The organism is Pseudomonas sp. GW821-FHT01E10, assembly GCF_059422365.1.
In genome coordinates, this window is record NZ_JBWKWT010000005.1 from 1 (window position 1) to 13,625 (window position 13,625).

The 13,625-nt window shown below is 60.6% G+C and carries 13 protein-coding genes; 8 read left to right on the plus strand and 5 right to left on the minus strand.

Annotated features, from left to right (window positions below):
- Positions 1-78: 78 nt before the first annotated feature.
- Positions 79-1,476 carry a NorM family multidrug efflux MATE transporter gene (locus tag AC07V0_RS11330; protein WP_018927512.1) on the minus strand — a complete coding sequence of 466 codons (1,398 nt, stop codon included), beginning with the start codon at positions 1,474-1,476 and terminating at the stop codon, positions 79-81.
- A 157-nt stretch (positions 1,477-1,633) separates the two neighbouring features.
- Between AC07V0_RS11330 and AC07V0_RS11335 the strand changes: the two genes are divergently transcribed.
- The 3 genes from AC07V0_RS11335 (at position 1,634) to AC07V0_RS11345 (ending at position 6,113) form a co-directional block, all read left to right on the plus strand.
- A complete protein-coding gene (locus AC07V0_RS11335; RefSeq protein WP_019580487.1) occupies positions 1,634-2,554 on the plus strand; it encodes a LysR substrate-binding domain-containing protein in 921 nt (306 codons plus the stop codon).
- A gap of 185 nt (positions 2,555-2,739) precedes the next feature.
- Positions 2,740-4,716 (plus strand): methyl-accepting chemotaxis protein, encoded by a 1,977-nt coding sequence (locus tag AC07V0_RS11340; protein WP_086944353.1) that lies wholly within the window; start codon positions 2,740-2,742, stop codon positions 4,714-4,716.
- Positions 4,717-4,898: 182 nt separating this feature from the next.
- Positions 4,899-6,113, plus strand: coding sequence for an aldose 1-epimerase family protein (locus AC07V0_RS11345; protein WP_018927517.1), 1,215 nt, complete (start codon positions 4,899-4,901; stop codon positions 6,111-6,113).
- A gap of 6 nt (positions 6,114-6,119) precedes the next feature.
- Here AC07V0_RS11345 and AC07V0_RS11350 read toward each other — a convergent pair whose 3' ends face one another.
- A complete protein-coding gene (locus tag AC07V0_RS11350) occupies positions 6,120-7,613 on the minus strand; it encodes a YifB family Mg chelatase-like AAA ATPase (protein WP_086944354.1) in 1,494 nt (497 codons plus the stop codon).
- 455 nt (positions 7,614-8,068) lie between these two features.
- Between AC07V0_RS11350 and AC07V0_RS11355 the strand changes: the two genes are divergently transcribed.
- On the plus strand, positions 8,069-8,332 hold the full coding sequence (locus AC07V0_RS11355) for a HigA family addiction module antitoxin (protein ID WP_086944355.1): 264 nt from the start codon (positions 8,069-8,071) through the stop codon (positions 8,330-8,332).
- Positions 8,333-8,481: 149 nt separating this feature from the next.
- Here AC07V0_RS11355 and AC07V0_RS11360 read toward each other — a convergent pair whose 3' ends face one another.
- Positions 8,482-8,748 carry an accessory factor UbiK family protein gene (locus tag AC07V0_RS11360; RefSeq protein ID WP_007894783.1) on the minus strand — a complete coding sequence of 89 codons (267 nt, stop codon included), beginning with the start codon at positions 8,746-8,748 and terminating at the stop codon, positions 8,482-8,484.
- A gap of 416 nt (positions 8,749-9,164) precedes the next feature.
- Here AC07V0_RS11360 and glnK point away from each other — a divergent pair, with 416 nt between their 5' ends.
- The 4 genes from glnK (at position 9,165) to sutA (ending at position 11,940) form a co-directional block, all read left to right on the plus strand.
- A complete protein-coding gene (gene glnK, locus AC07V0_RS11365) occupies positions 9,165-9,503 on the plus strand; it encodes a P-II family nitrogen regulator (protein ID WP_002555808.1) in 339 nt (112 codons plus the stop codon).
- A gap of 35 nt (positions 9,504-9,538) precedes the next feature.
- Positions 9,539-10,876, plus strand: coding sequence for an ammonium transporter (locus AC07V0_RS11370; protein ID WP_018927528.1), 1,338 nt, complete (start codon positions 9,539-9,541; stop codon positions 10,874-10,876).
- Positions 10,877-11,088: 212 nt separating this feature from the next.
- Positions 11,089-11,514 carry a secondary thiamine-phosphate synthase enzyme YjbQ gene (locus tag AC07V0_RS11375; protein WP_018927529.1) on the plus strand — a complete coding sequence of 142 codons (426 nt, stop codon included), beginning with the start codon at positions 11,089-11,091 and terminating at the stop codon, positions 11,512-11,514.
- A 102-nt stretch (positions 11,515-11,616) separates the two neighbouring features.
- Positions 11,617-11,940 (plus strand): dormancy-specific transcriptional regulator SutA, encoded by a 324-nt coding sequence (sutA, locus tag AC07V0_RS11380; RefSeq protein WP_018927530.1) that lies wholly within the window; start codon positions 11,617-11,619, stop codon positions 11,938-11,940.
- An 81-nt stretch (positions 11,941-12,021) separates the two neighbouring features.
- Here the strand turns inward: sutA and AC07V0_RS11385 are convergent, their stop codons facing one another.
- Together AC07V0_RS11385 and xerC are read right to left on the minus strand one after the other, a co-directional pair.
- A complete protein-coding gene (locus AC07V0_RS11385; protein ID WP_019650117.1) occupies positions 12,022-12,729 on the minus strand; it encodes an HAD family hydrolase in 708 nt (235 codons plus the stop codon).
- Positions 12,726-13,625 carry a tyrosine recombinase XerC gene (gene xerC / locus AC07V0_RS11390; protein WP_019580498.1) on the minus strand — a complete coding sequence of 300 codons (900 nt, stop codon included), beginning with the start codon at positions 13,623-13,625 and terminating at the stop codon, positions 12,726-12,728. The genes AC07V0_RS11385 and xerC overlap by 4 nt, the downstream gene beginning before the upstream one ends.

The window sequence follows — 13,625 nt, forward strand, 5'->3', positions numbered from 1 at the left end:
CCCCCCCCCCCCCCCCCCCCCCCCCCCCCCCCCCCCCCCCCCCCCCCCCCCCCCCCCCCCCCCCCGCTCCTACAGGGTTTAATCAGGCTGGGTGATTTGGAAGCTCGGCTGCGACGATGGCTCGCGCCGAATCATCCGCGTCATCTTCCACTCAAACGCCAGCGTCAGGCTCACCGCCGCACACGCCAGCCCCAGCGCCAACCCCCACCAGACGCCCGTCGGCCCCCAGTTCAGATGGAAGGCCATCCACCAGGCGGCCGGCGCACCAATCAGCCAATAGCAGCCCAAACCTACCAGGAACGTGGTCTTGGCATCCTTGAGTCCGCGAATGCAGCCCATGGCAATGGTTTGCGTGCCGTCGAACAGCTCGAACCACGCCGCCACCGCCAACAAGCTCACGGCCAGTTCGATGACCGGGCGAAACGCCGGGTCGTTGTGGTCGAGGAACAAGCCGATCAGCTGATTCGGCAGTAGCCAGAAGACCATCGCGAACCCCAGCATCGACACCGCCCCGAAGGCGATCCCGACCCGTCCGGCCAGCCGCGCATCCAGCAATTGCCCGGCGCCGTAATGCTGGCCGATGCGCATGGTGATCGCGTAGGAAAGCCCCGCCGGCACCATGAACGCCACCGAGACGATTTGCAGGGCGATCTGGTGCGCCGCCAGTTGCGTGCTGCCCATGGTGCCCATGCACAGCGCGGCGAAGGCAAACAGGCCGACTTCCACCGCATAGGTGCCGCCAATCGGCAGGCCCAGGCGCCACAATTCCTTCAAGTACTGACGATTGGGCCGCGACAGCCCCTGGCGCAACGGATAAGCGTCATAGGCCGGGTGCCGACGAATGTGCAGCGCGAGCGCCAGCGCCATCAGGTTGGCCACGATCGCTGTGACCAGACCGATGCCCATCAGGCCCATTTTCGGCAGGCCGAACATGCCGGTGATCAACGCATAGTTGAGCAGGAAGTTGGCCACGGTGCCGCCGAGGCTGATGACCATCACCGGCGTCGCCCGGCCGATGGCGCTGGTGAAGCCGCGCAGTGCCATGAAACTCAGGTAGCCGGGCAGGGCGAACGGCAGGATCAACAGAAACTGGCCGGCGGCCTGGACGTTGGTTGCGGTCTGGCCGAACAGCAGCAACACCGGTTTGAGGTTCCACAGCAGCAGACCCGCCACCAGCGCCATCAACCAGGCCAGCCACAAACCGGCCTGGGTCAGCCGCGCTGCGCCGATGATGTCGCCCGCGCCCTGACGAATTGCCACCAGGGTGCCGACCGCCGCGATCACGCCGATGCAGAAGATCGACACGAACGAATACGTCGCCGCGCCCAGACCGCCGCCGGCCAGCGCCTCGGGACTCAGGCGCGCCATCATCAAGGTGTCGGTGAGGACCATCAACATGTGCGCCAACTGCGAGGCAATCAACGGCCCCGCCAGCCGCAGGATGGCCCAGAGTTCAATACGCGCTGGATGCTGCATGATCATCACGCTCGATTGTCAGAGAGAACAGGAAGCGTCGATTCTCGGCGCTCTGCGGGGTTTCCACAAAGGGATAAAAAGGATGGGTAGCATGATTAAAACTCATGCTCGGGACTTTCTGATAAGTTGAGGCAATCGCGCTATAGGAGGTTTCCCAATGTCTCGTCGTCTCCCTCCCTTGTATGCCCTTCGAGCATTCGAAGCGGCGGCGCGGCATAGTTCGTTTACCCGCGCCGCCGAAGAGTTGTCGATCACGCAAAGTGCGGTCAGCCGGCACATTCGTACGCTCGAAGAGCATTTCGCCTGTCGGCTGTTTCATCGCAGCGGGCGCAACCTGCAACTGACCGAATCGGCGCGGCTGATCCTGCCGGGCATTCGCGAAGGCTTCACCGCCCTTGAGCGGGCCTGCAACACCTTGCGCGCCGAAGACGACATCCTGCGCATGAAAGCCCCGTCGACCCTGACCATGCGCTGGCTGTTGGCGCGGCTCAGTCGCTTTCGCCACCTGCGACCGGGGAACGAGGTGCAATTGACCAGCGCCTGGATGGACGTCGATACGGTGGACTTCAACCATGAACCCTTTGACTGCGCCGTCATCCTCAGCAACGGGCATTTTCCACCGGACTGGGAGACGACTTTGCTGTTCCCCGAAGAGTTGATTCCGGTGGGCGCGCCGAATCTGCTGAAGGATCAACCGTGGGACGTTGCGCGCCTGGCCAGCACCGAACTGCTGCACCCGACGCCGGACCGCCGTGACTGGCGCAACTGGCTGGAGCGCATGGGCCTGAGCGATCAGGTCTCGCTCAAGGGCGGGCAGGTGTTCGACACCTTGGAGCTGGGCATGATCGCTGCCGCCCGTGGCTACGGCGTGTCCATGGGTGATTTGCTGATGGTGGCGGAGGATGTCGCGCAGGGACGTCTGAGTTTGCCGTGGCCGACGGCCGTCGCCAGTGGTGAGAATTATTACCTGGTCTGGCCGAAAACCCGCCCGGGAGGTGAACGTTTGCGCCGGCTCAGCGATTTCCTGCAAGGCGAAGTCCGGGCCATGGAATTACCGGATGTCGAACGCCTGGGTTGAATCGATGGAGCCGCTGCGATGGCGGCCTTGAGCCATATCCCCGTTAATCACTCAAGTATTCGGCTTTGCCGCCGAAAATCTGCTGATGGAACCTTCGTACCAGGCTCCACGTTTTCCCCTCTATCAGAAATTTAGCCGAGTGCGACGGGATCAGGATGATCCGGCCCACTGGGTCAGGAGCTGTCATGTCTCAACCTCGTGCTCGGATTGCCTCACAGCTGGGTCTTGCGCTTGCCGTGATACTGGCGATTGTCATCAGCGGCAGCACCGTGTTTGCCCTGCGCTCGCTGGACGCCGCCAACCTCGCCACCCGCGAAGAGCACCTGGCCAGCGAGGCGCGGCTGCTGGCCGATCAGCTGAGCACGTTCCACGGCACGTTGCGTGAGAGTACCCAGCGCCTCAGCGGCCTGTTCGAGAAGCGCTTCAGCGCCGGTTTGAGCGTGCATCCGGATGAGCCGGTGACCGTGGCGGGCGTGCAGACCCCGGGCCTGCACCTGGGTGGCGAAGTGTTGAACAACAACTTCAAGGAAGTGGATGAGTTCAAGCAAATGACTGCCGGCGTTGCGACGCTGTTCGTGCGCAGTGGCGAAGACTTCATCCGGGTCAGCACGTCCCTGAGCAAACAGGACGGCACCCGGGCCATCGGCACATTGCTGGATCACGCTCACCCGGCTTATGCGCGCTTGATGGCCGGGCAGAGCTACGTCGGTCGCGCCTTGCTCTTCGAACGGTCCTACATGACTCAGTACACCCCCGTACGCGACAGCGGCGGTAAGGTGATTGCCGTGCTGTTCGTGGGATTCGATTACACCGACGCCCAGAACGCCCAGTTCGAAAACCTCAAGCGCTTCCGCATCGGCCAGACCGGCTCCCTGGCGTTGCTCGATGAGCAGAACAAATGGCTGGTGCCGATCGCCGGTGTGCAAGCATTGGACGTGGCCGTCCCGGCCATCGTCGGTCTGGCCAAGACACCGGGCAAGGGCGATTTCTGGAGCGACAAGTCGCAAGACTTCTACAGCATTGCCGTGCCGTTCGAAGGCGGCCCATGGTCGGTGGTGGCGAGCATGCCGAAAGCGGAAATCCGCGCGGTGACCTGGAGCGTCGGCATTCGCCTGGCCATCGGCAGCCTGTTGGCGATGTTGCTGGCGGTGGGTTCGGCGGTCTGGTTGTTGCGCAGCAAACTGGCGCCGCTGGGGGATCTGGTGCGTCAGGCCGAAGCCTTGGGTGCCGGTGATTTGAGCGTGCGCCTGAACGTGTCGAGCAACGACGAAATCGGTCAGTTGGCCCGCGCTTTCAACCAGATGAGCCAGGCCTTGTCGACCATGGTCGAGCACATTCGTAGAGCCTCGGAAGAGGTCAACAGCCGCGCCCAGGCGTTGTCCGGTCTGTCTGGCGGTGCCTATGAAGGGATGGAGCAGCAGTCCGGCGAAATCACCAGCATGGCCGGCGCCGTGGAAGAATTCAGCGCCACCTCGCTGAACATCGCCGACAACATGGGCAACACCCAGCGCCTGGCGCAGGAAAACGCACAGCAAACCCAGATCGGTCGTACGTCGATGGACGAAGCGTCCTCATCCCTGGAGCAAATCGCCGGTGCGCTGAACAGCACCGCGACGGTAATCAACACCTTGGGTCAGCGCTCCCAGGAAATCGGCGGCATCGTCGGGGTGATCACCGCGATCGCCGAGCAAACCAATTTGCTGGCGCTCAACGCTGCCATCGAAGCCGCCCGTGCCGGTGAACAAGGTCGTGGGTTTGCGGTGGTGGCCGATGAGGTGCGCAACCTGGCTTCACGCACTCGCCAGGCCACTGACGAAATTTCCGGGATGATCCAAAGTATCCAGCAGGAAACCGGCAACGCGATCAGCACCATGGAGCAGGGTAACGTGCTGATGCAGGAAGGCTTGTCGCGCAACGCCAACGTCGCCTCAGCCCTGGCGCGAATCGATGAGCAAAGTCGCTCGGCCGGTCAGCAATTCGCCGCCATCACCACCGCGACCCAGGAGCAAAGCAGCACCGCGACCTTGCTCAGCAGCAACCTGCAAAGCATTGCCTTGGCGAACAGTGAGCAGCGGGAAGTGGTGTCGAACCTGGCGGTGACTGCCAAAGAGCTGGAGAAGCTCGCGGCGGACTTGCGGCATGAGGTTGACCGGTTCCGCTAAGGCACCTCCGAAACAGCCATCGCGAGCAGGCTCGCGATGGCATCAACTCGATTCTGCGCGTTATCCACAAGCCCCGTATCGACGATCATTTGGCATTTGCCGTCGTGATCTCGATTTTTATGCTTGCTGAAACGTTTCTTCAAGTTTATAAAAATGGCACAACTCCAAGAAAGGCTGCTGCCATGACCCCGCTCAAACTCTTCGTTGCCCTCAGCGCACTGTCCGCTGCTTCCCACGCCATGGCCTGGGATTACGTCCTGCTCGATACCGACAAAGCCGCCCAGAACTGGCAGATCACCAGCCAGCAACTCGGCGTGAAAACCGACAAACCCTTCTCCGTGACCCTGCGCACCTTGCATGGCGGTCGGCAGGAGGGCGTCAGCATTGTCGACATCGATAATGGCGCGATGAAACTCTCGGTGGTGCCGACTCGCGGCATGAACGTGCTGCAAGCTTCGGTCGGCAATGTGCGCATGGGCTGGGATTCGCCGGTCAAGGAAGTGGTCAACCCGTCCTTCATCGAACTCAACGGTCGCGGTGGCCTGGGCTGGCTGGAAGGTTTCAATGAACTGGTCACCCGCTGCGGCTACGAATGGGTCGGCCATCCCGGCATGGACAATGGCGAGCTGCTGACCCTGCACGGTCGCGCCGCCAACATCCCGGCCAACAAAGTCACCCTGCACATTGATGAAAAACCGCCATACGCCATCAGCCTGCGCGGTGAACTGAAAGAGCAGGCATTCAAGAAGGTCGACTTCTCCGTCGCAACCGAACTGGTCACCGACCCCGGCAGCGTTGTGTTCGCCCTCAACGACACTCTGACCAACAACGGTGATTATCCGAAGGAATACCAAGCGCTGTATCACAGCAACTTCAGCACCCCGTTCCTGGAACAGGGCGCCCGCTTCGCCGCGCCGGTGAAGCAGGTGTCGCCGTTCAACGACAAAGCCAAGGGCGATTTGCCGGACTGGCAAACCTACCGCGCACCGACCAAGGACTACGACGAAACGGTTTACAACGTGGTGCCGTATGCCGATGCCAAGGGCGATACGTTGACCGTGCTGCATAACAAGGCCGGCAGCCTGGGTGTCTCGGTCGGCTTCAACACTCAAACACTGCCGGTGTTCTCCCTGTGGAAAAATACCGATACCCAGGGCCAGGGCTATGTTACGGGGCTGGAGCCGGGAACGAGCTTTTCCTATAACCGCCGGTATCAGCGGCCACTGAACCTGGTGCCGACAATTGCGCCGAAGGAACAGAAGCAGTTCCGTATCAGCTACAGCTTGTTGGCGGATAAGGCGGCTGTGGATAAGGCGTTGAAACGGGTGAGCGAGATTCAGGGCGGGCGCGAGACTGAAGTGCGGCAGACGCCGTTGGTTGATCTGACCAAGGGGTGATACGGACTAGAGCGTTGTTGGCCGATATTGCAGCGCTTCGGCCAGGTGTTCGCGTCTGATCCCGTCAGCCTGCTCAAGGTCCGCCAGCGTGCGCGCGACCTTGAGCAGTCGATGGGCCGCTCGCAACGACAGCGTTAAACGCTCGCAGGCGGATTCCAGCCAGTTTTCATCGGCTGTGGATAACTTACAGTGCCGGCGTAGGCCTGGCAGGTCGAGGAAGGCATTGGCGCAACTCTGGCGTTTGTGTTGCCGCTCTCTTGCATCAGCAACCAACTCGGCGGCGGTGGCTGTATCGTCGCCGGGATTCAACGCAGGATTCAACGCCGTGGCCTCACGAGCAACCGTCAGGTGCAGATCGATGCGGTCCAGCAGCGGCCCCGACAGTTTGTTGCGATAGCGCTGCACCATGTCCGGCGTGCAGGAACAACGACCACTTGGCTCGCCAAGATATCCACAGGGGCAGGGATTCATCGCAGCCACCAATTGAAAGCGCGCCGGAAAGCGAACGCGGTCCTTGGCGCGGGAAATCACGATGTGGCCGGATTCCAATGGCTCTCTCAACACCTCCAATACCTTGCGATCAAACTCTGGAAGCTCATCGAGGAACAACACGCCATGGTGGGCGAGGGTGATTTCGCCGGGTTGCGGTTTCGAGCCGCCACCCACCAGTGCCGGGCCTGAGGCGGAGTGGTGTGGCTGTCGGAAGGGACGCTGTGGCCAATGACTCAACGGCACACAACTGGCGACCGATTGAATCGCCGCGACTTCCAGTGCTTCGCTCTCGGCCAATGGCGGTAACAACCCCGGCAGACGACTCGCCAACAACGTTTTCCCCGTCCCCGGCGGACCGCTGAACAGCAGGTTATGAGCCCCCGCCGCTGCAATCAGCAAGGCTCGCTTGGCCGCAAGTTGTCCCTGAACTTCATTCAAGTCGGGATAGGGTTTGCTGGCGTAGAGCAAACCGTTGGAAGCGTAGGGTTCGATGGGCGTGTGACCATTGAAATGCGCGACCGCTTGAAGCAGATGATCCACCGCAATCACCTTCAACCCCGACGCCAGGCAGGCTTCTTCAGCGTTCGCTCGCGGGACTACCAGCGTGCGCCCGGCCTTGCGCGCCGCCAGCGCCGCCGGCAACACCCCGCGAACCGCACGCACCGCGCCCGACAGCGCCAGCTCTCCCAGGCACTCCACGTCATCCAGCGTCAACGTCGGCACTTGCACACTGGCCGACAGAATCCCCAAGGCAATCGCCAGATCGAAACGCCCGCCATCCTTCGGCAAATCGGCGGGAGCGAGATTCAAGGTGATGCGCCGCGCTGGAAATTGCAGCCCCGAATTGATGATCGCGCTACGCACCCGATCCTTGCTTTCCTTCACCGCCGCCTCGGGCAGCCCGACCATGGTCAGCGACGGCAAGCCGTTAGCCAGATGCACTTCGACGGTGACGGCGGGCGCATCCACGCCGACTTGGGCGCGGCTGTGGACGATGGATAGGGACATGGTCGTTCCTTGAGCTGACGGGGAACCGCTTCCTGCGGGTTTTTTAAAGCGTAGTAGGAGAGGGGCGCTTTAACGTGGCAGAAGAGCCGCCAAACTTTCGCAGGATGTTGCTGGGGCCGGTGAGTTGATTCCAGCCAGTTAAGCCATAACACGATCCGTAGCAGCTGGCGGAGCCGGCGCACGGCTGCGCAGCAGTCGTAAAATCAGATCACGCGGTGGATCAGGCAGACCGTACAACTTGGATTTACGACTGCTGCGCAGTCGAACGCAGCCTTCGGCAGCTGCTACAAAGGTTACGTCGCGGCTGGTATTTGGGCGTAATCAACCGAGGAGCTAGATTTCTTTGTAGGACCGGGCCTGGATAGATGAAGGACTTCGGTGAAAGAGTTCGGACGCTCTTGTCGGATCGGGGGGGATGCTTATGATCACAGCTGATCAAGCCCTAAGGAGGGGAGATGAGCAATTCTGGAATGCGGCCGATTCATCCTGGCGAAATCCTTGAAAAGGAGTTTCTAGAGCCTCTGGGCATTACGGCGACTGGTCTGGCTAGCGTGTTGAATGAAGGCACGGATGAAGTGAGTGCCCTTTTCATGCAGGAGAGAGGTATTAGTCCTGAGCTCACAAAGAAGCTATCGCGCTACCTGAAAACCACGCCCGGATTCTGGTTAAAACTGCAATCGACCTACGATCAGCGCAGGGCCGAAATCGAGCGTGGTTGAGCTTCGGGTACTTAAAAAGACTGCAGCGTCCGCGAAGCACGCTTGAACGATGGTTCCCACGCTCTGCGTGGGAACCATCCCGTGACGCTCTGCGTCACATCTGGAGCGTCCCTGGCGGCGTTCCCACGCAGAGCACGGGAACGATCAGGTTACTCGGCGTCAGCAGGTGGATTGAGCTTCGCTTCCAGCTCCGCCACTTTCGCCTCCAAGCTCTCCAACCGGGCGCGGGTCCGCGCCAGCACAACCATCTGGCTGTCGAATTCTTCACGGCTCACCAAGTCCAGCTTGCTGAAGCCGCTCTGCAACAAAGCCTTGAACTGGCTTTCGATTTCGCTTTTCGGCAGTGGGGTGTCGCCGCTGAAGAGGCGGGAGGCGGTGCCGCTCAGGGCGTCGAGGAAGTCTTTGGGCGCGAGCATGGGAAATGTCCTGTCAACAATGGCGGGCAGTGTACCACGCAGTGTCTATAGTCAATCTCGAAGGCTGGGATGCACGCTTTTCGCGCATGCGAGTGGAGAGCCACGCACTGTTGTTGTGCGTAACCGTGGCGTCAATCGGCTGGAGAGGCCTGCGTTAGCGGCCAAGGGCTTGAAATCAATGGCTTTTGGATAGATGGCAAGCTTTCTGCTTAGTCGCTGGTGACCCATGCACTGATGCAGTCGCTGTGACGAATGCAGTGCGCCAAGCGGAACGGGGGAAGTTTCGTGCGGAGTGGTTAGCTGGCGTCGGACGGGCAGGTAAAGCCGACGATGCGTTACAAAGCCAGGCACTGCGCTTAGACTTGAGTCGGGTTTGTTTTCCTGGGGCAAGTCCACCAATTCGGGAGAGAGTTTTCATGAAGCTAGTCACTGCCATCATCAAGCCGTTCAAACTGGACGACGTGCGCGAGTCGCTGTCCGAGATCGGCGTGCAGGGCATTACCGTTACTGAGGTCAAAGGCTTCGGTCGGCAGAAGGGTCACACCGAGCTGTATCGCGGCGCGGAGTACGTGGTCGATTTTCTGCCTAAGGTGAAGATCGATGTCGCCATTGACGACAAGGATCTGGACCGGGTTATCGAGGCGATAACCAAGGCCGCCAACACCGGCAAGATCGGTGACGGCAAGATCTTCGTGGTCAATCTGGAACAGGCGATTCGCATCCGTACCGGCGAAACCGATACCGACGCAATCTAAGCCGCCACAAACCCAACGCCCCAGGAGAAAACAAAATGACTCTGCGTAAATTCGCAGGGCTAGGAGCCCTGTTGTCCATCGTAATGCCTGGCCTGGCCATGGCGGCAGATCCGGTGGCGCCTCCAGTCCTCAATTCCGGCGATACCGCCTGGATGATGACCTCGACAGCCCTTGTGCTGTTCATGACCATCCCCGGCCTCGCGCTGTTCTACGGCGGCATGGTTCGTTCCAAAAACGTTCTTTCGTTGATGATGCAATGCTTCGCCATTACCGGCCTGGTCACCATCCTGTGGTTCCTTTACGGCTACAGCATGGCGTTTGACACAACGGGTATGGAAGCTAACGTCGTCAACCTCAATTCGTTTGTCGGCAGCTTCGCCAAGGCATTCCTCGCCGGCATCACGCCTGCCAGTATTACCGGCCCCGCGGCGCTGTTTCCCGAGGCGGTGTTTGTCACCTATCAGATGACCTTCGCCATCATCACCCCCGCGCTGATCGTCGGTGCTTTCGCCGAGCGGATGAAGTTCTCCGCAATGCTGGTGTTCATGGGGATCTGGTTCACCCTGGTTTACGCGCCGATTGCGCACATGGTCTGGAGCGGTCCGGGTTCGCTTTTGGGCGACTGGGGCGTGCTCGACTTCGCAGGCGGCACCGTGGTGCACATCAACGCCGGTGTGGCCGGGCTGATCGCCTGTCTGGTACTGGGCAAGCGTAAAGGCTTCCCAACCACCCCGATGGCTCCGCACAACCTCGGCTATACCCTGATGGGTGCCGCGATGCTCTGGGTTGGCTGGTTCGGTTTCAACGCCGGTTCCGCTGCCGCAGCCAACGGCACTGCCGGTATGGCCATGCTGGTGACTCAGATCGCTACCGCCGCCGCAGCCTTGGGCTGGATGTTTGCCGAGTGGCTGACCCACGGTAAACCGAGCGCACTGGGTATCGCTTCGGGCGTGGTGGCCGGTCTGGTTGCGATCACTCCGGCGGCGGGTACCGTTGGCCCGATGGGCTCGATGATCATCGGTCTGGCAGCGGGCGTGGTGTGCTTCTTCTGCGCCACGACTCTGAAACGCAAAATGGGTTACGACGACTCCCTCGACGCTTTTGGCGTGCACGGTATCGGCGGTATCCTCGGCGCGATCCTGACGGGTGTGTTCGCTGCACCGTCCCTGGGTGGTTTCGGCACCGTCACCGACATCGCGGCTCAAGTCTGGATTCAGTGCAAAGGCGTGGGCTTCACGGTGATCTACACCGCGATCGTCACCTTCATCATCCTCAAGGTGCTGGACGCTGTCATGGGTCTGCGCATCACCGAGGAAGAAGAAGCAGTCGGCATCGATCTGGCGCTGCACAACGAACGCGGCTACAACTTGTAAGCACGCCTATAAAAAATGCCCGGCTTGCCGGGTATTTTTTTGTCTTGATTTTGTCAGTGAAGGAAAGGCTGAAAGGTTTTTTCATACACGTTCAGGGGCGTTTACAACGGGTGTTTTTCTGCGGCCAATGGCTTACACGATTGAAGGAATATTAGGGCCTTTGTTTTTTCCCAGAGCGCGCTAGAATGCGCCCCGAACGTGCGGAGAACTGTATGTGGCAACAGACTCTGATTACCCTGCGGGCACGGCCCCGGGGCTTTCATCTGGTAACGGACGAGTTACTCGCCGGCTTGCCTGAACTCAAGGCGTGTCGGGTCGGTCTGTTGCATTTGTGGCTACAGCATACCTCGGCGTCGTTGACCATCAACGAGAACGCCGATCCGGCGGTACGTCGCGACTTCGAACGATTTTTCAATCGTCTGATCCCACAAGGAACGGACGACTATGAGCATAACGACGAAGGCCAGGACGACCTCCCGGCGCACTTCAAGGCCAGCGTACTTGGCTGTCAGCTCAGTTTGCCGATCTCGGCAGGCCGACTGGCGTTGGGAACCTGGCAAGGCGTTTATCTGGGCGAGCACCGTGATCATGGCGGTGCCCGTAAAGTCCTCGCCACCGTGCACGGTGAAGGGGAATAAACCGCTGGTCACCAGCGGTGGTTGAATTTTTTCCGGCGGCCTTCGACAGAAGGCAAAGCTGGGCTATAACTAATCTGCTTTTCGCAAGTCATGAGGTAGAACATGAGCGACGATGATCTGGAAAACGACGACCTCGAAGTAGGCGACGACGACGAAACCGAAGAAGGCCTGGAAGCGGCGGCTGAAGACGTCGCTGAAGACGACGGCGGTGATGTGCCCGTTCCGACTGCCAAAGGCAAAGCCAAGGCAGCGGTATCGGTCGATGAGCTGCCGAGCGTTGAAGCCAAGAACAAGGAACGCGATGCCCTGGCCAAGGCCATGGAAGAGTTTCTGGCACGGGGCGGCAAGGTGCAGGAAGTGGAGGCCAATGTGGTCGCCGATCCTCCCAAGAAGCCTGATAACAAGTACGGCAGCCGGCCTATCTAAGCGCCTGCTTCCTGCTTGCTGAAAAAAGCCCGCCGTCGCTGCGGGCTTTTTCATGGGTGAAAATCAAAAGATCGCAGCACCTCAAATATCGACTGAGTTCCAGCGGGCGAGCAGTGCAGGCAACTCGGTCAAACTGCGAATCTCGGCATCCGGCGCCTTCTCGGCTTCCCACACTTTGCCCGCCGGGTTAAACCAGATCGCTCGCAACCCCGCCTGCTGTGCTCCGGCAATGTCATCGCCAGGATGATCGCCGATATGCACCGCGGTTTCGGCGGTCGCGCCGCCCCGTTGCAACGCTTCATGAAACAGTCGCGCATCCGGTTTGGCGATGCCGATGTCTTCGGCGCACAGGGCAAACCTGAAGTAATCCGCCAGGCCCAGTCGGCGCACATCGGCGTTGCCGTTGGTCACTACACCGAGGGCGTAGTGCTTGGCGAGTGTCTCCAGCGTCGGCTCGACTTCGGGGAAAACTTCCAATTGATGCCGGGCATGCAGAAACACTTCAAAACTTTGATCAGCCAGGTCTGAGGCTTGACCATGGTCGTAACCAGCCTCTTCCAGAGCATGAAAAAGTACCCGCCGACGCAGCGCACTGATTCGGTGCTTGAGGTTCGGCTCGTTGCTCAACACCCGCTCGCGAATCGACCACAAATGCTCCACCGGCACCGCGCCCAGGTTCGGCGCATGCTCGGTCAGCCATTCACGCAATATGGCTTCGGCGCTGGCGATTACCGGGGCGGTGTCCCACAGGGTGTCGTCGAGGTCGAAGGTGATCAGTTGGATGGTCATGAATCATCGCCTTTAATGCGTTTGGCCCGTGGATGGGCGCTGTCGTAGACCGTCGCCAGGTGCTGGAAGTCCAGATGGGTGTAGATTTGGGTGGTCTTGATGTCTGAGTGGCCGAGTAGCTCTTGCACGGCGCGCAAGTCCTGAGAGGACTCCAGCAAATGGCTGGCGAAAGAGTGTCGCAACATGTGCGGGTGCAGGTTCTGCCCCAGCTCGCGCTCGCCGGCGGCCTTGACCCGCACCTGAATCGCCCGAGGACCGAGGCGCCGACCTTGCTGGCTGACAAACACTGCGTCGTCCGCCGGGTTGGTCATGGCCCGCAACGGCAGCCACAGTTCCAGTGCTTCACGAGCCTTTTGGCCCACTGGCAACAGCCGGGTCTTGCTGCCTTTACCGAGGACCTGGACCATGCCGTCAGCCAGGTCCAGCTGATCGAGGTTGAGCCCGGTCAGCTCGGAAAGGCGCAAGCCGGAGGAATAGAACAACTCCAGAATCGCCTGATCCCGACGGGCCAGAAAATCATCCTCCACCGCGCCTTCCAGCAGTTGCAGCGCACGGTCGGTATCGAGGGTTTTCGGCAGACGACGCTCGCCTTTGGGCGGTGCCAGGCCGTTGGCCGGATCGTGGTCGCATAGGCCTTCGCGGTTCAGATAATGATAGAGCCCGCGCACCGCCGACAGTAGCCGTGCCAGGCTACGGGACGATTGGCCTTGTGCATGCAAGCGGGCGATCAGGCTGCGCAGCCGCTGGATATCCAGTGCGGCCCAGCTGCCGATGTTCTGTTTGACGCACCAGCCAAGCACTTTGTCGAGGTCGCGGCGGTAGGCGTACAGCGTATGCGGCGACACTTGCCGCTCACTGCGCAGGTGTTCGCAGTAAGCGTCCAGTTGCCGTTCCAC